A 24,179-nucleotide genomic window follows, 5' to 3' on the forward strand; every position below is an offset into this window, starting at 1 on the left:
GCCGGTTCAGCGCCTGACGACCACGACGAGATAGCGGACGGGCTCGCCGCTCGTATTGGCGAAGGCGCAATCGCTGGGGGGGCCTAGTTCGAGGCAATCGCCGGGGCTGAGCCGCATCGCCTGCTCACCTTCGGTGAAATCAAGCGTGCCGGACTGAATCCAGATTTGCTGGCGAATGAAGGCGTAGGCGCTCGCCGGATAGGCGATGCGCGCGCCCGGTGGCAATTCTGCCTCGACGAGTTCAAGGCCCGCCTGGCCGGCAGGCGACACTGCCCGGCGCGTGAAGCCGGTTTCGGGATCGCGCCAAAGCGGCTGCTCGTCGCGGCGCCTCAGGCGTTCGCCCGCTGTCTCGATCCGCGCCAGCAGGCTCGACAGCGTCAGCCCGAAGGCCCCCGAGAGCTTGCCGAGCAGGATCGCGGTCGGGCTCGCCTCGCCACGTTCGATCTTGCTGATCATGGCGCGCGACACGCCGGAGCGCTCGGCCAGATCCGTGAGGCTCCAGCCCCGCGTCTCCCGCTCGAGCCGCACCCGGTCGGCCAATCTTGACGTCATATCGTCTACTATCATATCAATATATCTTCTATAGTGGATGATCTCAAATGCAACCGATTTTCATTCGCCCGGCGGTGGAAGCCGACCTCCCGGCTATGCTCGCGATCTACAACGACGTGATCGCGAACACGACCGCGGTTTACACCGAGATGGTCGCGACCCTGGAGGATCGGCTCGATTGGTTCCGCGCCCGCACCGCGCAAGGCTATCCGGTGCTCGTCGCGGATGATGGCGGCGCGGCCGTCGGCTATGCGAGCTTCGGCGACTTCCGGGCCTGGCCGGGCTATCGCCACACCATCGAGCATAGCGTCCATATCCGGTCGGACCGGCAGGGCAGGGGCCTCGGCAAGGCGCTCGTCTCGGCGCTGTTCCCGCTGGCCGCAGCGCTCGACAAGCATGTGATCATCGCTGGCATCGACGCCGACAATGCGGCGTCGCTGGCGATGCATGAGCGCCTCGGCTTCACGCAGGCGGGGCGTTTCAGCGAGGTCGGCCGGAAATTCGGCCGCTGGCTCGATCTGGTCTTCCTGCAGCGTTTCCTGTGAAGGGCGCGGAGGCGGCGATGGGGCCTGTGCGCAAGGACGCGCTTTCGCGCGAAGCCCTGCTGTTTGCGGTGCTTTGCCTGGTCTGGGGCCTGACCTTTCTGCCGGTGCGGATCGCGACCGAGCATGTTCCGCCGATCTTCCTGGCGGCGTCGCGCTTCGTCTTCGCGGGCGTGCTGCTGCTCGCCTGGGCGGGGCGAGACGCGTTGCGCGTGCCGTGCGAGGCCGTGCCGCGCCTTGTCGGCACGTCGCTGCTCGTGAACACTGGCAGCTACTCGCTGCTGTTCTGGGGGCTGTCGCATGCGCCGTCTGGCCTCTCCGCCATCGTCAACATGGCGACGATCCCGATCTGGACGCTGCTCGCCAGCCGCGTCATCGAGGGGCAGGCGATCACGGGCCGGCGCCTGTTTGCCATCGCGCTCGGCACGGTCGGCCTGAGCTTCCTCTTCGCCGGGCGGATGGCCGGGGGGCTGGGCGCGGCGGATCCGCTCGAGGGATGGGGGCTCGGCGCGGTCGCGCTGGGCACTCTGTCCTACTGCGTCGGAGCAGTGCTGACCCGCCCGGTCGCGGGCAATATCCCGACGCTGGCGCTGGCCGGGTGGCAGAGCGTGATCGGGACCGTAGGCCTCATCGCTGTCGCGTTGACCCTGGAGACGGTGGAAATGCGCCATGTCGCGGCGCTGTTCGGGTGGCCGGTCGGACCTGCGCTCGGCTTCCTGGTCGTGGTCGGCTCGCTCGTCGGCTTCACGATCTATCTGCGGCTGCTGCGCGATTGGGGGGCGTTCCGCGCTGGGCTCTACGCCTTCGTCAGTCCGGTGATCGCGGTCGGGGCCGGTGTGGGTGTGCTGGGCGAGCCGTTCGGTCCGAGCGAGGCCGTCGGGGCGCTGCTGATGTTCGCTGCCGCGGCGATCGCGCTCAGACGCTGAGGGCTCGCGGTCGGGGCGACATCACCTTTAGAGCCGGGGTCTATGGCGGCGGCGCGATGCGGGTGTGGCGCTTGAGCTGGTCGCGCTCGAAGGCGAGCACCACCGGCAGCGAGATCACGAGCGGGATGATCAGGTAGAACATCCGCCAGACCAGCAGCGCGGCGAAGACGGCCGGCGCCGGGATGCCCGGCATCACCGCCAGGAAGACCGCTTCCATCACGCCGACGCCGCCGGGGACCTGGCTCAGCAACCCGGCCGAGAAAGAGAGAAGGAAAGCGCCGAGCACGATCAGGAAGCCTGGATTGCCCTGCTCGGGCAGGGCGAAATAGATGATGCCGGCGGCGCCCGCCAGCTCCAGCGGCGCGGCCAGATATTGTCGGGCGACAATCGGCAGCCGCGGATAGATGACCTCGAACTTGCCGATGCGCAGCGGCCTGAACTTGAGCCAGGAGCCGATGGTGTAGAGCGCGACGAAGCCGAGCATGCCGGCTCCGATCAGCCGCGCGGTGCTGTCGCCGATCGTGAACCATTTCGAGAGGCGGCCGAGCGGGCGCAGGATCTCTGGCTCGTAGATCAGCACCAGTCCCATCAGCAGGATCGTGCCGAAGGCGAAGGTGAAGGAGCAGAGCGCCACCAGCACCGCGACCTCGCCGGCCGTCAGCCCCTTCGCCGTATAGGCGCGATAGCGCACCATCCCGCCCGAAAACACCGAGGCGCCGATATTGTGCGACAGCGCATAGGTCACGAAGGAGCAGAGCGAGATGTAGAACCAGGAGATGCCCTTTTCCTTGCCGAGATGGACCAGGGCGATGCGGTCGTACCAGGCGAGCGCCGCATAGGCGACGAGGGTCGCCAACGCGGCGTGGAAGAAGGCCTCTGTAGGGATCACGGCGATCTTCTGCCCGATGCGGCTCGCGACGATGCGCAGATTCTCCCAGAGACTGCCTCGTTCGAGCAGGGCCTCGATGGCGGCGTCCGTGCCGGCTTCGGCCTTGAGCTTGTCCCAGAGCAGATCGACCGACCAGACGACCGCGACGAGTCCGATGATCGGCCAGAGATAGTCGAGATAGCGTTTCATGAAACCCGCGGGCTGCGAGGAGGCGTGAGGCAAGGCAGGGCCCGCGAACTTCGGATGAGGAGCGCCGGCCTTAGCCTGTGTGCCAGCGGGGCGGGGCGAGAGCAAGCGGCGTCGCCGCCGCCTGCCTGCCGTGACGGCGCTATTTTCCGTTCTTCGTAAGCCATTCGCGCATCATCGCGATTTCCTTCTCCTGGTCGGCAATGATGCTCGTCGCCAGCTTCTTCAGTTCGGGGTCCTTGCCATGGGCGAGGACGACCTTGGCCATGTCGATCGCGCCCTGGTGATGCGGGATCATGCCGCGCACGAAATCGGCGTCGGCATCGCCGGTGAAGGCGATGTCCATGTCCTTGTGCATGCGGGTGTTGGCGGCCTTGTAGGCCATGGTCGCTGCGTTGTCGCGGGATGTCGCGGCCGCGGCGCCATGGCTGGAATGACCCTGATGCTGCTGGGCGAGGGCGGCGGCGCCGAAGCTGAGCGTGCCTAGGATGGCGGCGGCGAGGCCGGTCGAGAGAAGGCGATTCATCGGAAGTCCTTGGGTTGCGAGGTGGTGCCATGCCGGCCGTCCGGGCCGGGCGAGCCTGCTCGTCGAGGGCGATCAGTTGCGAATGCTGCTTCGATCCGGGCCGTATCGCGGCGGTCGCTCGGCTGGCTCCGGCGTGGCCTCGGCGATCGCCAGAACCTGCACCGGCGACAGAAGCTTCCAGCGCGTCGTCAGGCTCTTGTCGGCGAGCGCCGGCACCGAGCCGAGGTGCAACAGCGCCATGCGGCCCAGCCTGCATGCGCGCGATGTCAAAGGATGGTTCTGCCGCGTCATGCCCTGATCTTTCCGCCGGGATCATGTCATGATCGCGGCGTGCGTTTCACGATCTGCGTGATTCCCGACCGCCAGCTGCTTCCTGAAGATGACGCGATGACATCGACCCTGACCATCAGCCTCACCGGCACGACGGACCTGCCGCCCGGCAAGATCGCCGCGATCGTGACCTCGCTCGAGATGACCGCGCCGCCGCCGGTCCGGCTCGACCCGCCCGGCGTCGAGGCTTTCGCGCTCGAGCGCATCGGCGCGCCCGAGATCGGCCGCTACCTTGCGCTCTATCGCCGGATCGGCGAGCGCTGGATGTGGTTCAGCCGGCTGGTCAAGCCTGCCGGCGAGGTCGAGGCGATCCTGGCCGACCCGAACGTCGAGACCTTTCTGGTCCGGCACGAGGGCGCCGATGTCGGCCTGCTGGAGCTGGATTTCCGGGTCGCGGGTGAAGCCGAACTCGCGTTCTTCGGCCTCGACGAGAGCGTGCTCGGCCAAGGGGCGGGGCGCTGGCTGATGAATCGGGCTCTGGAACTCGCCTGGGCCAAGCCGATCTCGCGCTTCTGGGTCCATACCTGCACGCTCGATCACCAGGGCGCGCCGGAATTCTACCAGCGCTCCGGCTTCGTCGTGTTCAAGCGCGGCATCGAAGTCGATGATGATCCGCGGCTGGCGGGGAAGATGCGGCGCGACTGCGTCCCGCACCATCCGGTCGTCGAGTAAGGGCGCCCCGTCACTGCGAGGTAAGCCCGCCAAAGCTCGCCCCTTCTTGCCAGTCCTGATGTTGCTCGACATCGTGCTCGAATTGGGAGGAGGCGAGCATGACACAGACCGACGCGGAACTCGCCGCCATCAGGGCGCTGCTGGCGGCCGGGCAGCGGCCAGTTGACCTTCCCGGCCGCCGGAAGCGGCTGGATGATCTGACCGCGCGTTACGACATGCCGGCGGATGTCGTCGTCGAGCCGGTCGATGCGAATGGGGTGGAGGCGGAATGGACCACCACGCTCGCCGCCGACCCGGAGCGGGTCATCATGTTCCTCCACGGCGGCGGCTATGTTTCCGGATCGATCAAGAGCCACCGGCATATGATTGCGCAAGCCGGGCGCGAGGCAGGCACGCGCACGCTGGCGCTGGGTTACCGCCTGGCGCCCGAACATCCGTTTCCGGCGGCGCTGGAGGACGCGCTGACCGGCTACCGGTTCCTGCTGTCGCAAGGGTTCCCGCCGGAGAACATCGTCGTGGCCGGGGAGAGCGCCGGCGGCGGGCTGGCGATCGCGACGCTGGTCTCGTTGCGCGAAGCGGGCACGGCCTTGCCCGCCTGCGCATGGTGCAGCTCGCCATGGACGGATTTGGAGATGTCGGGCGCGACGATCCAGACCAAAGCAGCCGTCGACCCGTTGATCCAGGGGCCCTATCTGCACGAACTGGCGGCGGCGTATCTGCAAGGCAGCGATCCGCGCCTGCCGATGGTTTCGCCGATCCATGCCGATCTGCGTGGATTGCCACCCTTGCTGATCCAGGTCGGCTCAGACGAGACCCTATTGGATGATGCGATCCGGCTGGCGGGCGTCGCAGCGGCGGCGGATGTGCGGACGACGCTCCAGGTCTGGCCGCATATGATCCATGCCTGGCACCTGTTCTACTCACAGCTTGCCGATGGTCGCCGGGCGCTGGCGGAGATGGGCGCCTTCGTGCGCGCGACGCTTGGTTGACGCTTTGCCGAGGATTAGCCTGCGCAGGTAGCCCGTTGACCCGGTGGCGCGCTGCGGCAGGCAGCGAGCGCAATCAAGTTGGTGTCAGGCATGGGAAAGATCGCGAGCCGGCGACGGTGGTGGATCGTTCTGACAGGCGCGCTCGTCGGCTACCTGCTGCTCGCCTATCTGATACTGCCGCTGCTGTGGCGTCACCACGAGCACGAACCGGGCCTCGCCTCACTGCCGATGGTGACACGCACTGCGAGCGGTATCCCTGGCGATGCCCTCAATGTCGGGTTCGTCGGCAGCAAGGATGATGCCCTCCGCGCCATGCATGCGGCGGGCTGGTATCCGGCCGATCCGATTACCTTGCGGACGAGCATCGAGATCATCGGCAGTGTGGTGCTCGACCGGCCCTATCGCGAGGCGCCCGTCAGTCCACTGTACTACGAGGGGAAGAAGGAGCAGCTAGCGTTCGAAAAGCCCGAAGGGACCAGCGCGAACCGCCGGCACCACGTGCGCTTCTGGATGGTCCTCGAGAAGGGGAACGGCGACCGGCCGGTCTGGCTCGGCGCGGTGACTTTTGACCGGGGCGTCGGCCTCAGCCACGACACCGGCCAGGTCACGCACCACATTGCGCCCGATATCGACGCAGAGCGCGACATGCTGATGCGCGACCTCGGCAAGGCCGGCATGGTCCAGAACTTCTTCCAGATTTCCGGGGTGGGCCCGACCCTGTTCGGTCGCAATGGCGAAGGTGATCCCTACTATACCGATGGCGAGATCCATATCGCCACCTTGGCGATCGATGGCATCAGGCGAGGCGAGCCGCCCGTGACCATTCCCGCGCCCCCGTGGATCACGCTGAAGGATCAGGTCTGGCACGGCGTCGGCGATGCACTCGCGAATTGATCCCGGCCGTCGGGATGAGAACCGATCTCAGTTCGAGCGCGTGTGGGCCTCCGATCGAAGGATCCGAGGTCTGATCGCTACCCGTTGTGGATGTGGAAAGGCCAAAGCGCCTTGCGAAAACACGCCGCGGAGATAGCCGCGCTTGTCGGGTCTTTCCGCCTTGGCCGATACCGGTCGGCTGTGCCTATTCTCCGAGATGTCCGGCTGCGATGACGAGTTCCATCGAAGCGCCATCCCTGTTCCAGGCGTAGCTCAAACGCCCGAGCTGGCGCGCCGTCGCCTGGACGAGTTTCGTTCCGAAGCCGTCAGATGTCGGCGCTTGCGTCGCAGGGCCGCCGCTCTCCTGCCAATGAATGACAAATTCCGCATTCCGGCGAGAGCAGGAGATCAGGACGATCCCGTCGGGTGTGGAAAGGCTGCCGTATTTCGCTGCGTTCGTCGCGAATTCATGAAGAAGCAGCGACAACGGCGTGATGAGTTCGGCGGGTACGGCGACGTCTGGACCCCGGATTTCGAACCGGCGCCGGTCGGCCGCTCGATAGGGAGCGAGAATCGTTTCGATCAGCGTGTGAAGGGCCGTGGTGCTGGGCTCGCCTTCTCCGGACAGCTTCATGGTGAGGGAGTGAGCTCGCGCCAAAGTGCCGAGACGTTCGGAAACCACCGACGCCCATTGGGAGGAGCCCGGCATGGAATGCGCACTCAAGTGAACGATGCCGCTCGCAATGGCGAACAGGTTTTTGATCCGATGGTTCATCTCGTGCATGAGCAGCAGTTGCTGTTCTTCGGCACGGCGACGGTCCGATATGTCGCGGGCGATTTTAGATGCGCCGATGATGCGCCCGCTCTGATCCCGGATGGGAGAAATCGTCAGGGAAATGTCCACCAGGCTGCCGTCCTTGCGGCGGCGAACGGTTTCGTAGTGATTGATCCGCTCTCCGGTGCGGATACGCTCGAGGATGCCGGGCTCTTCGTGCTGGCGGTCCTCAGGGATAACCAGCGCGATGGATTGGCCGACAGCTTCGGCTTTTTGATATCCGAACAGCCGCTCTGCTCCCGGATTCCAATCGGTGATGGTGCCGTTCAGGTCCTTGGCTACGATCGCGTCGTCCGACGATTCGACCAGCGCGATCAGGCGGCGCGCCGACGCATCACCAAGATGCCGGTCGACCGCGAAGCCGAGTTGCCGCGAGATGATCTGCGCGACAAGTCGCTCGTTTTCGGTGAAGAAGCGCGGCGTATCGTAATAGACCATGAACTTGCCGAGCAGCTCAGCGGTGTCGGCGAGCGGAATGAATGCCAGCGCTCGGATATTTTCGGCAAGGACAGTCTCGACAAGGGCGGGGTCTTCTCCGGATGACAGAATGTCCGAAACGAAGATCGGATCGGCATCGCGCTGCCAGGGTTTCCACGGCGAGTGCCCCTCGACAGCGCCTCTATAGCGGTCAGATAGGCCGCGCCACGCCACGAAACGCATGACACCGTCAGTATCAAACCGCAGGATCGAGGCCCGCGAACTTGAAAGCCCGTCGCAAATCGCGTCGAGACCCGCTTCATAAATCTCTTGGAGCGTCTGGGCGCGAAAAAGACGGTCGGTGAAGCGATACAGAACTGTTGCTTCGCGGGTCTCGTCCGACGAGCGTGCCATGGTCACGTGCGGCGTCGCCGTCGATTGTGTCGGCGAGAAGAGCTTCGTCATTATGGCACCTCACTGCATCCGCCATGCAGTCCTCACTCCAGTATCAGCCAAAGACCAAGGCCGCCCTTCTGTCAAACTTGTCCGCCATCAGCCCCCTTGAGACCACTTAGGGGTTTTCGGGAAGGACCGCGCCAGCGAACTCCAGGCCGGAGAAAGCACCGACAGAGCAGATCGTGAAGGATATCCGCCGAGCGACGCGAACGGACGAAGGCCGAGATGCTCTTCGCTCATCTGAAGCGCATCCTCAAACTCGATCGCCTGCGCCTGCGAGGACCGTACGGCGCCCGCGACGAGTTCCTGCTCGCAGCAACCGCCCAGAACCTCAGGAAAATGGCGAAGGAGCACCGCCCCTGGCGGCATGAGGGCGAACGCCCTTTCAGCGATCCGTTAAGCCTCAATCGGCAGCCGACACAGCGCCGACTTCTTCAACACAATCGACCCATAGCCGACCTAGAGCCAGGGTCGGCACAGCATTTGAAATGGCGCCGCTGCGGTGGCGAACCAGTCCGCCGGCTTCGCGTTCCCCAACGAAATGTTCCCGCGATCGTGATTCACGGAAATCAGGCGGCCGCCGTTGTAGGGGATCAGGAGAATTGCCCCTGCGTCCTGCGAAGCGGGCTTATCGAGAGGGGTTGCGAGTAGGGCATATTCGGACCTCGTTCCCCAAAGGCGTTTGCTATCAGGCAAGGCGGTCTGGACGAAGCTGACAGGATAGGGAGTTCGTGCCCCGTTGAGGTCGATGCGTTCGACGCGGAAGCCCTTGCTTAAGTGTGCGGCTATCGCGTCGGCGGTCTCTGCAGATGATACTCCATGCCGCCTATAGTGGCGCGGCGTCCAACATTCGCAACCGACCCGACCCAGACATTCGTCTTGTCCGGCTTCTGTGCATTCGGGCTCAACAAGAAAGCCCGCCGGAACGACCGGCGGGCTTTGATCGCGTTTCGCGGATCACGCGGATCAGGCGCGTGGGCGCAGGCCGATCGAATCCATCATCGCCTGATCGCGGGCGGCTTCGGCGGCGCGCTCGGTGGCCCGCTCGCGGTCGTCGAGGATCTCGACCTTCTTCATGTCCTCGAAGGCTTCCTGAAGCTCGGCCTTGGCCTCGTCGAGCTGGCCTTTCAGGTTGTCGGCGGACTGGCGGAGATTATCGCGGCGGCCCAGCGCCGCCTTGGCATAGGTCGGATAGGCGAAATGGGCGGGGTCGGAGATGCCGGCCCGCGTTTCCTCGCTCTGGATCTCACGGTCCAGATCAGTGGCCATGCGGTGAAAATCCGCGATCATCATCTCGATCTGGCTTACCCGGCGGCGCTTTTCGTCCACCTGGAAGCGTTTGAGACGCAAAAGGGTCTCTCGCGACTTCATGTCGTTTCCAACTCCTGATTACGCATTGGCCGAGCGCCGACCCCTCGGCGCGCGACCGGAACTCCATACCGCGAGACAAAAAGCACAATGACGCAAGGAGGTTGACCGTTCCTTACCAAAGAGCGCCGCTTTCGATGCATGGTGCGTCGGCGCAGGTGCTGCTGACGCGCGCGGACACGGCGGGGTACTAGCTTGGCGATCTCGACGGATTCGCAAGTCATCCTGCGCCAGCTCCCGGACCTGTTCCCTTGCCAGCCTTTCCGCGCCTTCCGGAACATGGACTGCTCATCTGCGGCCTCGTCGTCACGCGCATCATCGGCTGGGGCTCGACCTTCTATGCCCTGTCCGTGCTGGCGCGCGACATCCAGCGCGATCTTGGGCTCGACGTCACCGTGGTGTTCGGCGGCATCACGGTCCTCCTCGTCACGGGAGCGGCGCTCGCCCCCGCCGTCGGCCGCCATCTCGACCGCGAGGGCACGCGCGGAGCGATGTGCATCGGCGCCGTGATCTGTGCGCTGGGGCTGGCGCTGCTGGGCTTGGCGCAGGGGCCGGTCAGCTATCTCGCGAGCTGGCTCGTCATCGGCATCGGCCATGCCTTCTCGCTCGCGAATGTCGGCAGCGTCACCGTCGCCCATCTGATGGGGCCGCGCACCCGCCGGGTGATTGGGTTGATGATGCTCGCGACGGGGTTGTCCTCGGCGGTGTTCTGGCCGCTGGCGGCGGCGCTGAGCGGGGCTTTTGGCTGGCGGGCGACCTGGTTCGCTTTCGCTGCGATGCAGATCGCCATCGTGCTGCCGATCTATCTCGCGGTTCCGCGCCGGCGGTTTTCCGCCACGGCCGCGGCTGCGACGCCGTCTCCGGCTGAGGCCGATCAGGGGCGCGTGCCGCCGCAGCACCGCGGCTCCGCCTTCTGCCTGGTCGCCATCGCCTTCTCGGCGAGCGGGCTCGTCTCTTGGGGGCTGCCGCTGCACCTGATCGACCTCCTGCGCAATGCCGGGATCGGCGAAGCGGAGGCGGTCGGGATCGCTGCGCTGAGCGGCCCGGCGACGCTGCTGGCGCGCCTCGTCGATGCGACGCTGGGAGAGCGGCTGCGGGTCGAGTGGACCGCGCTCGCCGGTCTCGTGCTGGGCCCGTTTTCGTGCTTCCTGCTCGTACTGGCGCCGGGCGCGCCGGCCGCTGCGATCGGCTTCGTCCTGTGTTTCAGCGCGGCGATGGGCGTGATCTCGGTCGCGCGCGCCACGCTGCCGCTGGCGCTGTTTGGGCGCGGCGGCCTCGGCGCGATGCTCGGTCGGCTGACGGTGCCGCAGAATCTCGCCTTCGCCGCGGCGCCCTTGCTCTTCGCAATGATGATCGAACGGCTCGGGCGGGATCTGGCGCTGATCGGCTCTGCGGCAATTCAGGTCGTCGCGCTCCTGGCCATGGCGGCGCTGGTGCGCCTGCTGGCGAAGCCGTGATGATCAACTGTTCATGATCGCGGCGAGCTTGGCGTAGCAGTCCGGCAGGCTGGTCGCGTCGTCCTTGGCCTGTTTCAGGAAGCCTTCCAGCGCGGGGTTGAGCCGGATCGCCTCGTCGACCTCGGCCGAGGCGCCCTGGCGGTAGGCTCCGAGCCGAATCAGCTCCTCCATGTCGGCATAGGTCGCGAGCGTCGCGCGCGCCTTCTGGACGACGGGGTAGAAGGCCGGGTCGCAGGAGCGCGGCATCGTGCGCGAGACCGATTTCAGGACGTTGATCGCGGGATAGCGGCCACGCTCGGCGATCGAGCGTTCCATCACGATATGGCCGTCGAGGATGCCGCGCACCGCGTCGGCGACCGGCTCGTCATGGTCGCCGCCGTCGACGAGCACGGTAAACAGCCCGGTGATCGCGCCGTCGCCAACGCCCGGGCCGGCGCGCTCGAGTAGGCGCGGCAATTCGGCGAAGACCGTCGGCGTGTAGCCCTTGGTGGTCGGCGGCTCGCCGGCGGCGAGACCGATCTCGCGCATCGCCATGGCGAAGCGCGTGACCGAATCCATCAGGCACATCACCTGCTTGCCCTGGTCGCGGAAATACTCCGCGATGGTGAGCGTCGTCATGGCGGCCTGCTTGCGCATCAGCGCCGGTTCGTCGGAGGTCGCGACGACGACGACGGAGCGGGCGAGACCTTGGGGCCCGAGATCGTCCTGAAGAAACTCCTGGACCTCGCGCCCGCGCTCGCCGACGAGTCCGATGACGTTGACGTCGGCGCGGGCATAGCGTGCCAGCATCGAGAGCAGCACCGATTTGCCGACGCCGGAACCGGCGAAGATGCCCATGCGCTGGCCGAGGCAGCAGGTCAGGAAGGCGTTCAGCGCGCGCACGCCAAGATCGAGCGGCCGGCCGACACGGCGGCGCGAATGGGCCGGCGGCGGGTCGTTGCGAAAGGTGAAGAGCGCTTCGCCCTGCGGCAAGGGCGGGCCGCCATCGACCGGCCTGCCGAGCGCATCGACGACGCGTCCGAGCCACGCCGGAGTCGGCCTGATGCCGGGCGGTGCCTTGTCGACATAGGCCGGACAGCCGCGGCGCACGCCGTCGAGCCCGCCATAGGGCATCACCAGCGCCTTTTCGCCGGAAAAGCCGATGACCTCGCAGGGTACACGGCTGCCGGGCGCGATCTCGATCTCGATGCGGCCGCCCAGGCTCATCGCGCCGATCGGTCCCGCGACCTCGACGAGGAGGCCGCGCACAGCGATCACGCGGCCATAGACCGTCACGGCGTCGAGGCCGGCGATCGTCGAGGCGAGGCCGGAAAGGCGATCATGGCCGTGCGCGGCGCTGTTCATATGTTACGTCCGTCAACCCGTCAGCGCTATCGTCTCACTGATTTGCGTCGCGGCGGCAAGGCTGGCCGAAGTCGGGAGCGCAAAGCAGGCGTCGACATTCAGCCGAGACAGGCGGCGACGCCGGCAGGTCTGCGAACGGCCGGCGGAACGACGCCGCATCGGGAAACGTGGTGAAAAAAGCTCGTTTCGAAGTTCGTAATCAATCCTAACAGATTGGGCTCGTTTACCGTTCATTAAGTCGGGTGATTAACACTGTCTTTCGAGGCTGCGTCGCGACGCGGGGGCAATTGGGCCCCGTTCCACGAGGCGGTCTCCGCGAAAGGGCATTTCGCGGGCGATTGGCGAAACGATCCGTGTCAAATTCGACTCACCTCGACAAGGATCTTCACTTTCTCCCAGGAAGCGCTTGCGCACGGGAATCACGGTTTGTTAACCATTGTGCCCGTAGCGTGTCGCGTGAAGTTTCATCGGGCAAGCGCCTTCTCGCTCAGGACCGTGCGGGTCCGGGCGAATCACTAGGTCGGCTTGCCTGCGGGCGAAATTGGGGACGTGGACATGCGGGTTCTGCTGATCGAGGACGATAGCGCGACCGCCCAGTCGATCGAGCTGATGCTCAAATCCGAGAGCTTCAACGTCTATACGACGGATCTCGGTGAGGAAGGCGTCGATCTCGGCAAGCTCTACGATTACGACATCATCCTCCTCGACCTGAACCTGCCAGACATGTCCGGCTACGAGGTGCTGCGCTCCTTGCGCGTCGCCAAGGTCAAGACACCGATCCTGATCCTGTCGGGCCTCGCCGGCATCGAGGACAAGGTCAAGGGTCTCGGCTTCGGCGCCGACGACTACCTGACCAAGCCGTTCCACAAGGACGAACTCGTCGCCCGCATCCACGCGATCGTGCGCCGCTCGAAGGGCCATGCCCAGTCGGTCATCACGACGGGCGACCTCGTCGTCAATCTCGACACCAAGACCGTGGAAGTCGACGCCGCCCGCGTCCACCTCACCGGCAAGGAATACCAGATGCTGGAGCTGCTCTCGCTCCGCAAGGGCACGACCCTGACCAAGGAAATGTTCCTGAACCACCTCTATGGCGGCATGGACGAGCCCGAACTCAAGATCATCGACGTCTTCATCTGCAAGCTGCGCAAGAAGCTGGCGAATGCGTCGGACGGCAAGAACTACATCGAGACGGTCTGGGGCCGCGGCTATGTGCTGCGCGAGCCGTCCGATGTTGAGGAGCGTATCCCGGCTTGATGTCCCGGCGGGGCGGTCGTCACAAGGCGGTCACGTTCCGGTGCCATACAGATCGCGGCCTGATCGTCGGATGTACACGACAGGTCGACGGGGACCCCGCCGAGAGGCGGGGTTTTTGTTTGTGAAGAGCGTCGCGGCCGGCGCTGGCCGCTGCGCACTTTGCCCGTCATTGCTTCGCTGCGCTCGCGATGACGGCAACGGAAACGATCCGGTCTGATCGGAAACGCGTTCTAGAAGCGGGCGCCGCCCTGCGCGAGGCGAGGTTCCACGGGCAGGGACATGCTCGCTGGCTGGGCCTTGGCCGAATGCCGGTCGCGATAGAGGCCGCGGTGCTTCGCGTCGGGGACGATCGTGGTGGAAATCCCGATCACGGTCTCGGCCGCTCCCAGCACGACGGCGCCCTCGGGTGCGAGTCGTGGTGCGAGCAGGCCCAGCACCTTGGCCTTGGTCGGAACGTCGAAATAGATCAGCACGTTGCGGCAGAAAATCACGTCGAACTGGCCGAGATGGCCGTTGGCTTCGAGCAGGTTGTGCTGTTTCAGCTCGATCATCGCCCGCAGCCGCTCCGAAACCTGCCACTTGTCGCCATTCTGCTGGAAATGCTTGAGGAGCATCTGGATCGGCAGGCCGCGCTGGATTTCGAACTGGCTGTAGAGGCCGGAGCGCGCGCGCTCCAGCACTTCCGCCGAAATGTCGGAGCCGATGATCTGGACTTTCCAGCCGGCAAGGCGGGGCGCCATCTCATCCAGGATCATCGCCAGCGAATAGGCTTCCTGGCCGCTCGAGACAGCCGCGCACCAGATGCGTAGCGACCGCGTCGCGGCGTTGGCAGCCAGCTTCTCCGGCAGGATCACGTTGCGGAACAGGTCGAACGGGGTGTGGTCGCGGAAGAACAGCGTCTCGTTCGTCGTCATCGCCTCGACGACGGCGTGTTCCAGCGCGGCGTTGTTGCCCTGGCGCAATTGTTCGACCAGTGTCTCAATGCCGGCGATGCCGCGCCGGCGGCAGAGGATGCCGAGCCGACTCTCCGCCAGATAGCGCTTCTCGGGGCTGAGCGAGAGGCCCGAGCGGAGATGCAGCAGCAGGCGCAGGAAGTTGAAATCCGTGTCCGTCATGAGAGCTGACCGGCGCGTACGAGGCCGCGGATCGCGCCGCCGATGTCGTCCAGCGGGATAACGGCGCTGGCATGCTGCGCCCGGACGACCGAGCCGGGCATGCCCCAGATCGTGCTGCTGTATTCGTCCTGGGCGATCACGGCCGCACCGGACCGACGCAGCGCGCCTGCGCCCTCCGTGCCGTCCGCGCCCATGCCGGTCAGCACGACGCCGAGCGCGGCGGGGCCGAGATGGCGGGCCGCGTCGCTGAACAGCACATCCACCGCGGGCCGGCAGAAGCGTACCGGCGGAGCGTCGCTGATGCTCGCCGTGATGTGACCGAGCCGGCGATCGATGCCGAGATGGCGGCCGCCGGGGGCGATGTAGATCGTGCCGCGGGCAAGCCGCTCGCCGTCGAAGGGTTCGCGTGCGGGAATGCCGATATAACCGGCGATCTGCTCGGCGAAGGAGGCGGTGAAGAGCGGGGGCATGTGCTGGACGACGATCGTCGTCAGATCCTGCAGAGCGTCGCCGATATCGAAAAGCACCCTTGCTACGGCGCGCGGGCCGCCGGTGGAGGCGCCGACGACGAGGTAGCGCGGCACGACCGAGACGAACTGGCGCAGACTCGTCGGGCCAGCCGGCGTGAAATCGACATCGATCTCTGGTGGCAGTGCCCCCGGCCGCAGCCGAGTCTGCGCGATATTGCCGAGCTTGAGCAGGAACTCGCTGCGGAAGTCGAGGGACAGCGTCATTCCGCTGCGGCTGTCGGGCTTGGAGACGACGTCCATGGCGCCCTTGGTCATGCATTCGAGGGCGATGCGCGTGTTGCGCTCGCTCAGCGTCGTCGCCAGCAGGATGCCGGTATGGGGGCTTTCCTTGAGGATCTGGGGCAAGGCCGTTGCGCCGTCGACGCCCGGCATGTCGAGGTCGAGCACCATCACATCGGGCTTGAAGCGCCCTGCATGGGCCACCGCGGTCTCGCCGTCGCCGGCGACGGCCACGAGATGAAACTGTCCGCTTTCACCGAGCCAGCGGGCGAAAAGGCCGCGCACGACGACCGAATCGTCGGCGATCACGACCGTCTTGTGCCTCTGTCCACCTGTCGGTGAGGGGCTGCTCATGCGTCACACATTCCGCTGCTCTGCCTGCTTGACCCCAGCCCTGCGACCGGCAGCGGCTGACAAACCTCACTCTGAGGCGGTTTGGCATTGGGGGCTGCCGCGGCTGTGTTCAAAGCAGTCCGACCTGGTGGAATTTGGAGGCGACGATCTCCTTGTCGAACGGCTTCATGATGTATTCGTCGGCGCCGGCATGCATGGCCCGCGCGATATGGGCGATGTCGTTTTCCGTCGTGCAGAAAACGACCTTGGGGCGCTTGCCGCCGGGCATCTGGCGCAACGTGCGCAGGAAGTCGTAGCCGTCCATGATCGGCATGTTCCAGTCGAGCAACACGGCGTCGGGCATCTCCCCCTTGCAGGAATCGATCGCGCGTGCGCCGTCCTCGGCTTCCGTGATGCGGAACTGAAGACCTTCGAGGATGCGCCGGGCAACCTTGCGGATCACGGCCGAGTCATCGACGACGAGGCAATACTTCATGGTCAATCTCCAGATCGGTGCGGCGGCGCGTCAGGCTGCGGCATCCAGCTCAAGTGCGAGGATGGCGTCGACGTCGAGAACCACCAGCAGGCGGTCCTCGAGGCGGTGCACGCCGGTGGAGAGGGCCGCCCAGTTGCGGTCCAGATGGACGGGGCTCGGTTCGAAGGTCGATTGATCCAGCCGCATGACCTCTCCGACGGCGTCGACGATCAGCGCATAGGCTTCGCCCCCATGGTCGATGCCGACGGCAACCAGCTCCGTTTTGCCCTCACGATCTTGCCTGAGGGTTACCGGCCGGCCGAGGCGTTTGCGCAGGCAGATCGCGGTGACGATGCGCCCGCGCAGATTGAGCAGGCCGATGATCTCGCATGGTGCGCGCGGGACGAGGGTGATGCGGTTGGTGATGAACACGTCATGCACGCGCCCGATCGGCAGGCCGAGAATCTGGTCACCGATCATCACGGTGACGTAGTCGAGGGATTCGAACGTGCCGACAGTCGTGTCGACCGCCGCGCCGCTATCCGGCTGATGACGCGTCTGCGCCCGGTGAAGCGTGGCTGCGTGCTGAAGCATCATGCGGCCTCCCTGATGCCGGGGCGACGCTCCGCCAACTCGCCGAGCAGGGAACGCCGGTCGAATTTGGCGACGACTTCGTCGATCCGCGCCTGGCCGGCACGCATGTGGAGATCGGGCGTCACCAGCGCCGTCATGCCGATGAGGCGGAAGCCGTCGCCATCGTGACCACTGCGGAGCGCCGCGACGAAGGCGAAGGCGCCGTCGATGTCGCCGTCAATGTCAATGAGGACCGTGTCGATCGCGCCATCGGCGAGTTGCTGACGCGCGGCTTCGAAGCTGGTGGCGATGGCGATGCGGTGTCCCGATGCCTTCAGCACCGGCGTCAGCATGTCCCGCAGGAAGGCTGAGGGTTCGACGAGCAGGATCTGCGCCGCCGACGAGGAATCGAGGCGGTCGGCAGCGGCATGGCGCCAGCCGCGTTCGTGCATCGGCAGGTAATGGGCGAGGTCGATGATGTCCGTGGCGCGGCCTCGGATCATCGCAGAGCCGACGATGCCCCGATCCTGGGCGGTCGCCATCTCGATGTCGAGTACCTCATCGACGATGTCAACGATCGCATCGACGGCCAGCGCGACCGTCATCTCGCCCTCGGAGACGATCACCAGCGGTTGCAGTCCCTCGCTGCGTAGCTTCGTCTCGCCGACGGGAACGACCGGGACCAGCCGGTTGCGGTAGTGCAGGAGCGTGCGGCCGCTGCCGTTCTCGAACTGCGCGGCTTCGACCTCCTCGAGGCGCGTGACGAGGGAGAGAGGAACCGCCCTGACGCCCTCCGAACCCGTCTTGAACACCAGCACGGTGGTCTTCTCGTTGGCGGGCGCCGCAGCCGCGGCCTGCGGCTCCGCGTGAAAGGCATCGCCTGCTCCAGCGGCGCCGACCATGCCGGCGATGCCATTGGGATCGACGATCAGCACGACGGCGCCGTCGCCCAGGATGGTGTTTCCGGAGAAGATCGGGATGTGCCGGAGCTTGCTCGACATCGGTTTGACGACGATTTCCTCGGTATGGAAGACGCCGTCCACCAGGATGCCGAACTGCCTCTCGCCGATTTGCGTGACGACGATGAAGCCGTCTTCGGGAGCGTTCTCCGCCGTGCCCATCAGGCCGGACAGGGCGATGATCGGCAGCAGCCGCCCACGCAGCCGCAGGATAGGCGCGCCGTTGATCTCCTCGATGCGGTGATCGGCGCCGGCCTTTACGCGGACCAGCTCGCGGACGACGATCTGCGGGATGGCGAAGCGCTGATCGCCGCAGACGACAATCAGGGCCGCCACGATGGCGAGGGTCAGCGGGATCTTGATCGTGATCGTGGTGCCGAGGCCGGGCTTGCTGACGATGTCGATCAGGCCGCCGATCGCATCGACATTGACCTTGACCACGTCCATGCCGACGCCTCGTCCCGAGATCGCGGTGACGCTCTCGGTGGTCGAGAAGCCGGGATGGAAGATGAAGCGGCTGACCTGCACGTCGGTCATGCGCTCGATCTCGGCCTCGCTGGCGAGCCCCTGCTGGAGGGCCTTGCGTCGGATGCGCTCGATGTCGAGGCCGCGCCCGTCATCGGCCACCGCGATCGTCACCGAGCCGCCCTCGTGATAGGCGGCGACGCGGATCGTGCCCTGCTCGGCCTTGCCGGCCGCTAGGCGTTCGGCCGGTGTCTCGATCGCATGATCGGCGCAATTGCGGACCATGTGCGTCAACGGATCCTTGATCAGGTCGAGGATCTGCCGGTCGAGTTCGGTATCGGCGCCTTCCGTGACCAACTCGATCCGCTTGCCGAGTTCGGCGCCGAGGTCGCGCACGATGCGCGGCAGCTTCGACCAGGCATTGCCGATGGGCTGCATCCGCGTCTTCATGACGCCGTCCTGCAGTTCGGCCGTGATCAGCGAAAGGCGCTGCAACGGCGCCTTCAGGCCGGTGTCGTCCTGCTTGCGCGAGATTTCGAGGAGCTGGTTGCGCGTCAGCACGAGCTCCGAGACCATCGTCATCAGATGCTCGATGGTGTCGACATTGACGCGCAGTGTGGCCGGGCCGGTCGGCCGGCTCTCGCGGATAGCGGCGTCGTCGCCGTGCTCGGCGTCGGCATGCTCGATGCGCCCGTCGCGGCCGCGCTGCGGCCCGGGTGCGTTGCGGAAGACGAGATCGAGCCCATCCTCTGCCGGCCTTTCCGGCGCCGCACCGCCATGGCGGGCGAGGTAGGCTGCCACGGGATCGGCGGCGTCCTCGCCCGGCGGGCACTTCTGCTCCAGCTCGACCTTGGCGTACTCCGCCAGGATGTGGAGCTCCCGGATCAGGTTTTCGTCATTGCCGGGCGGCTCCTCGCCCTTCTCGGCGAGTTCGGACAGGATGTCCTTGACCCGGTCGATCGTCTCGAGAATGGCGGTGACGGCGATCGCACTGACGCTGGCGCCGTCGCGGAACTGCCCGATCACGGATTCCGCGGCATGGGTCAGGGCCTCCAGCCGCGGCAGGCCGATGAAGCCGCAGGTGCCTTTGACGGTGTGGACCAGCCGGAAGATGTTGCGCAGGATGTCGCGGTTGTTCGGCTCCTGCTCGAAGCGCACGAGTTCCCGATCGACCGTATCGAGATTCTCGCCGGTCTCGGTTAGGAACTCTTGCAGCAAGTCGTCCATGCAGGGGACCACCACTCAACGCGACAACACACTGCACCGAACTAAGCAGCAGAAGGGTTTATGATCGGTTGAGATTGTCGCGACAGCCGCCGTTATTCGGCGGAATGCCGCTTCAAACCGCTTTGCTCGCCGTGATCGTGACGGTATCGCCCTCGATTGCGAAGGTAATGGCCATGTCGGCGGCGCGGGCGACCATCCCGGTATAGAGTGGCTGGACCGCGTGGGCATCGATCGTCCCGGTCTCGGAGCGGCCGGCGATCAGGTCCTCAACATGGGCCGGGATACGCGCATGCGAGCCCGTCGCGCTGATCGTGAAGCTGCCCTGCTCGCCCTCGACCGTGGTGCGCGAGACGAGCTTGCCGCCGCGCGGCACGGCCTGGGCGGCGAGGACCAGCAGGTTGAGCAAGAGCTTGACCTGGTTCTTCGGCAACAGGGCGCGGGGCGCTTCCCAGTCGAGCGAGAGCTTCTCGTCGTTGAGGAAGCCGTTGGCGACGTTGCCGGCGTCGCCAAGATCGATCATCGCGCCGGCCGAGCCGGCCGCGCCGAAGGCGAGCCGGGCGAACTGCAGTCGGGCCGATGCGTTGCGCGCGCTCTTCTTGATGAGTTCGAGCGCGAAGTCGCGCATCGAGGGGTCATCTTCTTCCAGCACCTCCAACGCGTTGACAATGGCCCCGACCGGGCTGATCACGTCATGGCAGACGCGGCTGCAAAGGAGCGCGGCCAGATCGAGCGGCTCGAGCGAGATGGCGGTCATGGGTATGTCCTGGGGTCATTGCTGCGTGGCGCTCGCGGCGAACTGAGCGCCGTTCTCATCAGATATGGTGGCATCTTGGTTTTCATGTGGTTAAGCCCCATTTCACGGCCGGGCGAAGCGAAGGACAGGCAAAGGTGACGACGGCCGAGCAGCAGGTGTGCCAGAACGATCTGCCGATCCGCGATCCGCGCCTTGCCGATTGCAACGATCTGGCACGGCGGCTGGCGGAAGCGGCACGGCTGAGCGGCGCTGTCCTGCTGGCGATGCGCACGGCGCGCGACGTGAAGCTCAAGCCCGACGGCTCACCGGTCTGCTCGGCAGACATGGCCGCCGACCACACCGCCAAGCGCGAACTGGCGCGCCTCCTGCCGGGCATCCCCGTCATCAGCGAGGAAAGCGCGGCGGACGTGGCGCCCGCGCCCGTGTTTATCCTGCTCGATCCGCTCGACGGTACGCGCGAATTCCTCGCCGGCGGCGACAGCTACTGCGTCGCCATCGCCGTGATCTGCGGCGACAGGCCGGTAGCGGGTGCGATCGCGGCGCCGGCCAGCGGCCGGCTGTGGTTCGCGGGTGAGGAGGCCTTCTCTCAAGCGATGGCGCCGGATGGCGCGATGATCGGCGAGGCTCACCGGATCGCAGTGCGTCCGCTGCCGGGGAAGGGGCCGCAGACGCTGATCAGCCGCTTCCATTGCGATCGGCTGAGCGAGGAGGTGGCCGCGGCGATGGGCTCCGCCAGCACGCTGCCGATCTCGTCGGCGGTCAAGTTCGGCCTGATCGCATCGGGCGAGGCCGACCTGCATGTGCGCGGCGGCCAGACGATGGAATGGGACATCGCAGCCGGCGACGCCATCCTTTCCGCGGCTGGAGGGATCGTCCTGACGCTCGAAGGGGCGCTGCCGCGTTACGGCCGCACGGACCGCGATTTCCGCAATCCGCCGTTCATCGCGGCGTCGAGCGAGGCCCTGGCCAGGCGCGCGGTCACGGCTGCAGCGAAGATCTGAGCGGGCCGCTCACCTCGCCGCGCTCAGCGGGCGATGCCCTGCGAGACGCCGCTCCAGTTGCTTTCCGCCGTTTTCAGCCGGCTCGCGTCCTCGACGAAGCTGCGGCGGTTCTCGGGCGTGCGGAACAGGAACAGCCGCGAACCGATGATGGCGAACTGGCGCGGATCGGTGTCGACGGCGCGCCCTTCTGCGACGGCCGAGGCGTCGAAGCCGGCGAAGGCGGGTTCGTAGACGCCGGGCGCATCGCGGAAGGCCTCGCGATTGGCGGCGGAGACGAAGCGCCAGACCGCGCCCTGATGGACGAGTTCGTAGTCGGGATGTCCGGCCCTGGCACGCTTCTCGACCTGATAGGCGACCGGGTCGTAGCCGCGCAGCGCGAGGCCGGAATGGATGTCGCGCTGCATGCTCTCGCTCAGCGACGGCAGCTCAGGCAATCCGGCGGGCAGGCCCGGCGCATCGGCAAAGGCGGGACCATGGACCACCACCCCCAGCACGCCAAGCGCACGTAGGGCCATGGAAATCCGACGCCGCCTTGTTCCAGCCTTCATCACGGGCAAATCCTGATTCCACGCTGCCGGCGGAATCCGAGCCCGCTCTGCAATCTTCACGGGTTGGATACACTTTCGAGGGTATCAAACTGGTTACGGAACTGGTTCGCATTTGCGCGGCATCGCGTCCGGGGTTCGGATTTGTCCGGATCGCTCGGTCACGGCGCACTCACCCACCGTTCCGGCGAGATCTTCGCGGGCTGAGGCACGCCCGGGGATCGCGACGTCGGAGCGGACCGTCGGCGCATGCTGGCGCCCCACCCGGAGACCTATTTCATGACTCAAACCCGCCGCGGCCTCATCAAAGGTGGTCTCGCGCTCGGCGCCGCCGGATTGTCTGTTCCGGCCGGGCCGGTGCTCGCCCAGCAATCCTATGGGCAGAGCCGGTCTTTCTCGCAGAACGAGCTCGTCACCTCCGGCCATCAGTTCTTCGGCAATGTCTCGCGCGGCCTCGCGCTGGCGGTCGAGGAAGCGGTCCGGCGCTGGGGCGAGCCGAACGGTTATGTGCTCGGTCAGGAAGCGGCCGGCGCCTTCGTCGGGGGCTTGCGTTATGGCGAAGGCACCCTCTTCACCCGCAATGCCGGCGATCGCAAGGTGTTCTGGCAGGGGCCGTCGGTCGGCTTCGACTTCGGCGGCGAAGGTGCTCGTACGATGATGCTGGTTTACGGCCTTCCGGCTGTCGAGGCGCTCTACCAGCGCTTCGCCGGCGTCGACGGCTCGGCCTATTTCGTCGGCGGCTTCGGCTTCACTGCGCTGACGGCGGAAGGCGTGACCGTGGTGCCGATCCGCACCGGCGTCGGCTGGCGGCTGGGCGTCAATCTCGGTTATCTGAAGTTCACGCCGCAGGCGACCTGGAACCCGTTCTGAACGCCTTCGCGGAATGAGGGCTTGAAATCCCCGTATCGCGAATAATTTTCCCCAACGAGAGCCCAAGCAGGCGGGCGCACCAGAACAGGTTTTCCCTTTCCGCCGTGATGTCCTAACCTGTCGTCCCCCCGGATGTGGAGCCGCACGTCTTGATTGAAGCTGTCATGCTCGTCACGCTCGGCTTCCTGTCCGCCAGCCTGCTCGCGCTGGCGGCAGTGCCGGCGCTGGCGCGCCGCGCCGACAGGTTGGCGCGCAAACGTGCGGAGGCGGCGTTTCCGCTGTCGCTCGCCGAGATCGCCGCCGACCGCGATCATCTGCGCGCCGAACTCGCCTTGCGGGCCCGCACGCTGGAGCAGGAGGCGGAGCGGGGCTTCGCGGCCAAGGCCGCCGCCATGCAGGAGCTCGGCCGGCGCGACATGAGGATCGGCGAGCTCGAAGGCGTGCTCCGCGAGCGCGACGGGCGCATCGTCGGGCTGGAGGGCGACCTCGAGATGACGAGCGGCGAACTGGCCGATACGCGCGCGGCGCTGGCGCGTGAAACCGCGGCTTTGGCCGAGACGGCTGCGACGCTGGACAAGCGGATCGCCGATCTCGCCAGCGTCGAGAATACGCTCGCGGAGACCAGGACCGCACTGACCGGCACCAGTTCGGATCTCTCGGAGCGGGACGGCGAATTGGCCCGCGAACGCGAGACGCTCGGCCGCACCCAGGCTGTTCTGAGCGAACGCGAGAACGAGCTTGCGCAACTCCGTCAGGACCATGACCAGCTCCGGGTGGCGCTGGTCGAGGACCGCACGAGGATCATGGTGCTCGAAGGCAAGGAACGCGATCTCGCCGACAGGCTGGCGTCGAAGGAGCATGCTTTCGAGGGCAGCCAGGCTGCGCTCAAGGCGATGACGGTCGATCGCGACAGCGAGCGGCTGCGGGCCGATGCGCTGGCGGCGCGGGCCGCGCAGGCCGAGGCCGGGCTCGCCGCCGCCGATGCGCTGGCCGTGGCGGCAGGAACCGAGGCGGCGCGGATCCAGGCGCTTCTGGCACGGGAAGCGCAGATGCTCGGGGAGACCAACGAAGCGAGGCAGGCGATGGAGCAGGAACTGATCCAGGCGAAGGCTGCGCTCGAAGCCGAGCGGCAGCGCGTGTCGCAGGAGGTCGCGGATCTGCGCGAGGACCTGCGGACCCGCGAGGCGCAGTTGGAGGCGGTGCATGCCGAGGTCCAGACCCTGCACGGCGCGCTGGAGGAATCGCGCGCCGAGCGGGCCAGGCTGAAGCGCGAGGCGACGCAGGCCGGCAAGGGGGGCACCGCGACGTCCGATCCGGTAGCCCATGCCGCGCTGCGCAAGGAAATCATGGCTGTCGCCGAGCGGCTGATGGCGCTGCCGCCGAAGCAGGAAGCGGCCGAGTAAAGCCGCCCGCATGCGAAACGGCATTCCACTTTTCGGGCCGATGCTCTAGGAAAGCGCGCGCTCATGCGCCTTCGCATGATCGGCGCATCGC

Annotated in this window: 24 protein-coding genes and 1 pseudogene; 11 read left to right on the plus strand and 14 right to left on the minus strand. The window is 66.4% G+C overall.

Annotation, left to right across the window (positions count from 1 at the left end):
• Nucleotides 1-6: 6 nt before the first annotated feature.
• On the minus strand, nt 7-552 hold the full coding sequence (locus AC1RMY_RS04495; RefSeq protein ID WP_492862745.1) for a helix-turn-helix domain-containing protein: 546 nt from the start codon (nt 550-552) through the stop codon (nt 7-9).
• Between the two features lie 47 nt (nt 553-599).
• On the opposite strand from AC1RMY_RS04495, the gene AC1RMY_RS04500 reads away from it, so the two are divergent.
• Together AC1RMY_RS04500 and AC1RMY_RS04505 are read left to right on the plus strand one after the other, a co-directional pair.
• A complete protein-coding gene (locus AC1RMY_RS04500) occupies nt 600-1,097 on the plus strand; it encodes a GNAT family N-acetyltransferase (protein ID WP_492862746.1) in 498 nt (165 codons plus the stop codon).
• Nucleotides 1,098-1,114: 17 nt separating this feature from the next.
• Complete coding sequence (locus tag AC1RMY_RS04505) at nt 1,115-2,020, plus strand: DMT family transporter (RefSeq protein WP_492862747.1); 906 nt, start codon at nt 1,115-1,117, stop codon at nt 2,018-2,020.
• A gap of 40 nt (nt 2,021-2,060) precedes the next feature.
• Here the strand turns inward: AC1RMY_RS04505 and AC1RMY_RS04510 are convergent, their stop codons facing one another.
• The 3 genes from AC1RMY_RS04510 to AC1RMY_RS04520 all read right to left on the minus strand — a co-directional run bounded on the left by AC1RMY_RS04510 (nt 2,061) and on the right by AC1RMY_RS04520 (nt 3,912).
• Entirely contained in the window at nt 2,061-3,098 is a 1,038-nt protein-coding gene (locus AC1RMY_RS04510) for a lysylphosphatidylglycerol synthase transmembrane domain-containing protein (RefSeq protein WP_492862748.1), read from the minus strand.
• Nucleotides 3,099-3,237: 139 nt separating this feature from the next.
• On the minus strand, nt 3,238-3,621 hold the full coding sequence (copM, locus tag AC1RMY_RS04515) for a CopM family metallochaperone (protein ID WP_492862749.1): 384 nt from the start codon (nt 3,619-3,621) through the stop codon (nt 3,238-3,240).
• Nucleotides 3,622-3,693: 72 nt separating this feature from the next.
• Nucleotides 3,694-3,912, minus strand: coding sequence for a hypothetical protein (locus AC1RMY_RS04520; RefSeq protein WP_492862750.1), 219 nt, complete (start codon nt 3,910-3,912; stop codon nt 3,694-3,696).
• Between the two features lie 96 nt (nt 3,913-4,008).
• Here AC1RMY_RS04520 and AC1RMY_RS04525 point away from each other — a divergent pair, with 96 nt between their 5' ends.
• The 3 genes from AC1RMY_RS04525 (at nt 4,009) to AC1RMY_RS04535 (ending at nt 6,506) form a co-directional block, all read left to right on the plus strand.
• The gene (locus AC1RMY_RS04525) at nt 4,009-4,623 is read left to right on the plus strand and encodes a GNAT family N-acetyltransferase (RefSeq protein ID WP_492862751.1); all 615 of its coding nucleotides are present in this window, start codon (nt 4,009-4,011) and stop codon (nt 4,621-4,623) included.
• Nucleotides 4,624-4,721: 98 nt separating this feature from the next.
• Nucleotides 4,722-5,612, plus strand: coding sequence for an alpha/beta hydrolase (locus AC1RMY_RS04530; RefSeq protein ID WP_492862752.1), 891 nt, complete (start codon nt 4,722-4,724; stop codon nt 5,610-5,612).
• 90 nt (nt 5,613-5,702) lie between these two features.
• The gene (locus AC1RMY_RS04535; RefSeq protein WP_492862753.1) at nt 5,703-6,506 is read left to right on the plus strand and encodes an LssY C-terminal domain-containing protein; all 804 of its coding nucleotides are present in this window, start codon (nt 5,703-5,705) and stop codon (nt 6,504-6,506) included.
• A gap of 184 nt (nt 6,507-6,690) precedes the next feature.
• On the opposite strand, the gene AC1RMY_RS04540 is transcribed toward AC1RMY_RS04535, so the two are convergent.
• Complete coding sequence (locus AC1RMY_RS04540) at nt 6,691-8,202, minus strand: PAS domain S-box protein (protein ID WP_492862754.1); 1,512 nt, start codon at nt 8,200-8,202, stop codon at nt 6,691-6,693.
• A 192-nt stretch (nt 8,203-8,394) separates the two neighbouring features.
• On the opposite strand from AC1RMY_RS04540, the pseudogene AC1RMY_RS04545 reads away from it, so the two are divergent.
• Nucleotides 8,395-8,541, plus strand: a pseudogene (locus AC1RMY_RS04545) (transposase); the annotation flags it as partial.
• A gap of 618 nt (nt 8,542-9,159) precedes the next feature.
• Here AC1RMY_RS04545 and fliJ read toward each other — a convergent pair.
• Nucleotides 9,160-9,564 (minus strand): flagellar export protein FliJ, encoded by a 405-nt coding sequence (gene fliJ / locus AC1RMY_RS04550; RefSeq protein WP_492862755.1) that lies wholly within the window; start codon nt 9,562-9,564, stop codon nt 9,160-9,162.
• Nucleotides 9,565-9,812: 248 nt separating this feature from the next.
• Here fliJ and AC1RMY_RS04555 point away from each other — a divergent pair, with 248 nt between their 5' ends.
• Nucleotides 9,813-11,018, plus strand: coding sequence for an MFS transporter (locus AC1RMY_RS04555; RefSeq protein WP_492862756.1), 1,206 nt, complete (start codon nt 9,813-9,815; stop codon nt 11,016-11,018).
• Nucleotides 11,019-11,021: 3 nt separating this feature from the next.
• Here AC1RMY_RS04555 and fliI read toward each other — a convergent pair whose 3' ends face one another.
• Nucleotides 11,022-12,362, minus strand: a complete 1,341-nt coding sequence (gene fliI / locus AC1RMY_RS04560) for a flagellar protein export ATPase FliI (protein WP_492862757.1) — start codon at nt 12,360-12,362, stop codon at nt 11,022-11,024.
• Nucleotides 12,363-12,917: 555 nt separating this feature from the next.
• On the opposite strand from fliI, the gene ctrA reads away from it, so the two are divergent.
• Nucleotides 12,918-13,619 carry a response regulator transcription factor CtrA gene (ctrA, locus tag AC1RMY_RS04565; protein WP_038359314.1) on the plus strand — a complete coding sequence of 234 codons (702 nt, stop codon included), beginning with the start codon at nt 12,918-12,920 and terminating at the stop codon, nt 13,617-13,619.
• 230 nt (nt 13,620-13,849) lie between these two features.
• On the opposite strand, the gene AC1RMY_RS04570 is transcribed toward ctrA, so the two are convergent.
• From AC1RMY_RS04570 to chpT, 6 genes are all read right to left on the minus strand, one after another.
• Nucleotides 13,850-14,734, minus strand: coding sequence for a CheR family methyltransferase (locus tag AC1RMY_RS04570; protein WP_492862758.1), 885 nt, complete (start codon nt 14,732-14,734; stop codon nt 13,850-13,852).
• Nucleotides 14,731-15,837 (minus strand): chemotaxis-specific protein-glutamate methyltransferase CheB, encoded by a 1,107-nt coding sequence (cheB, locus tag AC1RMY_RS04575; RefSeq protein ID WP_492862759.1) that lies wholly within the window; start codon nt 15,835-15,837, stop codon nt 14,731-14,733. Before cheB ends, AC1RMY_RS04570 begins: the two co-directional genes overlap by 4 nt.
• A gap of 109 nt (nt 15,838-15,946) precedes the next feature.
• Nucleotides 15,947-16,312 carry a response regulator gene (locus AC1RMY_RS04580; protein ID WP_327529288.1) on the minus strand — a complete coding sequence of 122 codons (366 nt, stop codon included), beginning with the start codon at nt 16,310-16,312 and terminating at the stop codon, nt 15,947-15,949.
• Nucleotides 16,313-16,342: 30 nt separating this feature from the next.
• Nucleotides 16,343-16,885 (minus strand): chemotaxis protein CheW, encoded by a 543-nt coding sequence (locus AC1RMY_RS04585; RefSeq protein ID WP_492862760.1) that lies wholly within the window; start codon nt 16,883-16,885, stop codon nt 16,343-16,345.
• Nucleotides 16,885-19,515: a hybrid sensor histidine kinase/response regulator gene (locus AC1RMY_RS04590; RefSeq protein ID WP_492862761.1), complete on the minus strand. Its 2,631-nt coding sequence runs from the start codon at nt 19,513-19,515 to the stop codon at nt 16,885-16,887. Before AC1RMY_RS04590 ends, AC1RMY_RS04585 begins: the two co-directional genes overlap by 1 nt.
• Nucleotides 19,516-19,627: 112 nt before the next feature.
• A complete protein-coding gene (chpT, locus tag AC1RMY_RS04595) occupies nt 19,628-20,269 on the minus strand; it encodes a histidine phosphotransferase ChpT (RefSeq protein WP_492862762.1) in 642 nt (213 codons plus the stop codon).
• Between the two features lie 134 nt (nt 20,270-20,403).
• On the opposite strand from chpT, the gene AC1RMY_RS04600 reads away from it, so the two are divergent.
• Nucleotides 20,404-21,270 (plus strand): 3'(2'),5'-bisphosphate nucleotidase CysQ family protein, encoded by an 867-nt coding sequence (locus tag AC1RMY_RS04600; RefSeq protein WP_492862763.1) that lies wholly within the window; start codon nt 20,404-20,406, stop codon nt 21,268-21,270.
• A 23-nt stretch (nt 21,271-21,293) separates the two neighbouring features.
• Here AC1RMY_RS04600 and AC1RMY_RS04605 read toward each other — a convergent pair whose 3' ends face one another.
• Entirely contained in the window at nt 21,294-21,785 is a 492-nt protein-coding gene (locus AC1RMY_RS04605) for a YHS domain-containing (seleno)protein (RefSeq protein WP_492862765.1), read from the minus strand.
• A 309-nt stretch (nt 21,786-22,094) separates the two neighbouring features.
• On the opposite strand from AC1RMY_RS04605, the gene AC1RMY_RS04610 reads away from it, so the two are divergent.
• Nucleotides 22,095-22,685 (plus strand): DUF1134 domain-containing protein, encoded by a 591-nt coding sequence (locus AC1RMY_RS04610; protein WP_492862766.1) that lies wholly within the window; start codon nt 22,095-22,097, stop codon nt 22,683-22,685.
• Nucleotides 22,686-22,834: 149 nt separating this feature from the next.
• Nucleotides 22,835-24,088 (plus strand): hypothetical protein, encoded by a 1,254-nt coding sequence (locus AC1RMY_RS04615; RefSeq protein ID WP_492862767.1) that lies wholly within the window; start codon nt 22,835-22,837, stop codon nt 24,086-24,088.
• The last annotated feature ends 91 nt before the right edge of the window (nt 24,089-24,179 follow it).

The sequence above is a fragment of the Allobosea sp. GW822-FHT03F07 genome (assembly GCF_058801345.1).

What these genes read in the sequence shown, in the direction of transcription:
- AC1RMY_RS04495 (WP_492862745.1), bottom strand. Translation starts at nt 552, where the DNA reads ATGACGTCAAGATTGGCCGACCGGGTGCGGCTCGAGCGGGAGACGCGG.
- AC1RMY_RS04500 (WP_492862746.1), top strand. Translation starts at nt 600, where the DNA reads ATGCAACCGATTTTCATTCGCCCGGCGGTGGAAGCCGACCTCCCGGCT.
- AC1RMY_RS04505 (WP_492862747.1), top strand. Translation starts at nt 1,115, where the DNA reads ATGGGGCCTGTGCGCAAGGACGCGCTTTCGCGCGAAGCCCTGCTGTTT.
- AC1RMY_RS04510 (WP_492862748.1), bottom strand. Translation starts at nt 3,098, where the DNA reads ATGAAACGCTATCTCGACTATCTCTGGCCGATCATCGGACTCGTCGCG.
- copM (WP_492862749.1), bottom strand. Translation starts at nt 3,621, where the DNA reads ATGAATCGCCTTCTCTCGACCGGCCTCGCCGCCGCCATCCTAGGCACG.
- AC1RMY_RS04520 (WP_492862750.1), bottom strand. Translation starts at nt 3,912, where the DNA reads ATGACGCGGCAGAACCATCCTTTGACATCGCGCGCATGCAGGCTGGGC.
- AC1RMY_RS04525 (WP_492862751.1), top strand. Translation starts at nt 4,009, where the DNA reads ATGACATCGACCCTGACCATCAGCCTCACCGGCACGACGGACCTGCCG.
- AC1RMY_RS04530 (WP_492862752.1), top strand. Translation starts at nt 4,722, where the DNA reads ATGACACAGACCGACGCGGAACTCGCCGCCATCAGGGCGCTGCTGGCG.
- AC1RMY_RS04535 (WP_492862753.1), top strand. Translation starts at nt 5,703, where the DNA reads ATGGGAAAGATCGCGAGCCGGCGACGGTGGTGGATCGTTCTGACAGGC.
- AC1RMY_RS04540 (WP_492862754.1), bottom strand. Translation starts at nt 8,202, where the DNA reads ATGACGAAGCTCTTCTCGCCGACACAATCGACGGCGACGCCGCACGTG.
- fliJ (WP_492862755.1), bottom strand. Translation starts at nt 9,564, where the DNA reads ATGAAGTCGCGAGAGACCCTTTTGCGTCTCAAACGCTTCCAGGTGGAC.
- fliI (WP_492862757.1), bottom strand. Translation starts at nt 12,362, where the DNA reads ATGAACAGCGCCGCGCACGGCCATGATCGCCTTTCCGGCCTCGCCTCG.
- ctrA (WP_038359314.1), top strand. Translation starts at nt 12,918, where the DNA reads ATGCGGGTTCTGCTGATCGAGGACGATAGCGCGACCGCCCAGTCGATC.
- AC1RMY_RS04570 (WP_492862758.1), bottom strand. Translation starts at nt 14,734, where the DNA reads ATGACGGACACGGATTTCAACTTCCTGCGCCTGCTGCTGCATCTCCGC.
- cheB (WP_492862759.1), bottom strand. Translation starts at nt 15,837, where the DNA reads ATGAGCAGCCCCTCACCGACAGGTGGACAGAGGCACAAGACGGTCGTG.
- AC1RMY_RS04580 (WP_327529288.1), bottom strand. Translation starts at nt 16,312, where the DNA reads ATGAAGTATTGCCTCGTCGTCGATGACTCGGCCGTGATCCGCAAGGTT.
- AC1RMY_RS04585 (WP_492862760.1), bottom strand. Translation starts at nt 16,885, where the DNA reads ATGCTTCAGCACGCAGCCACGCTTCACCGGGCGCAGACGCGTCATCAG.
- AC1RMY_RS04590 (WP_492862761.1), bottom strand. Translation starts at nt 19,515, where the DNA reads ATGGACGACTTGCTGCAAGAGTTCCTAACCGAGACCGGCGAGAATCTC.
- chpT (WP_492862762.1), bottom strand. Translation starts at nt 20,269, where the DNA reads ATGACCGCCATCTCGCTCGAGCCGCTCGATCTGGCCGCGCTCCTTTGC.
- AC1RMY_RS04605 (WP_492862765.1), bottom strand. Translation starts at nt 21,785, where the DNA reads ATGGCCCTACGTGCGCTTGGCGTGCTGGGGGTGGTGGTCCATGGTCCC.
- AC1RMY_RS04610 (WP_492862766.1), top strand. Translation starts at nt 22,095, where the DNA reads ATGACTCAAACCCGCCGCGGCCTCATCAAAGGTGGTCTCGCGCTCGGC.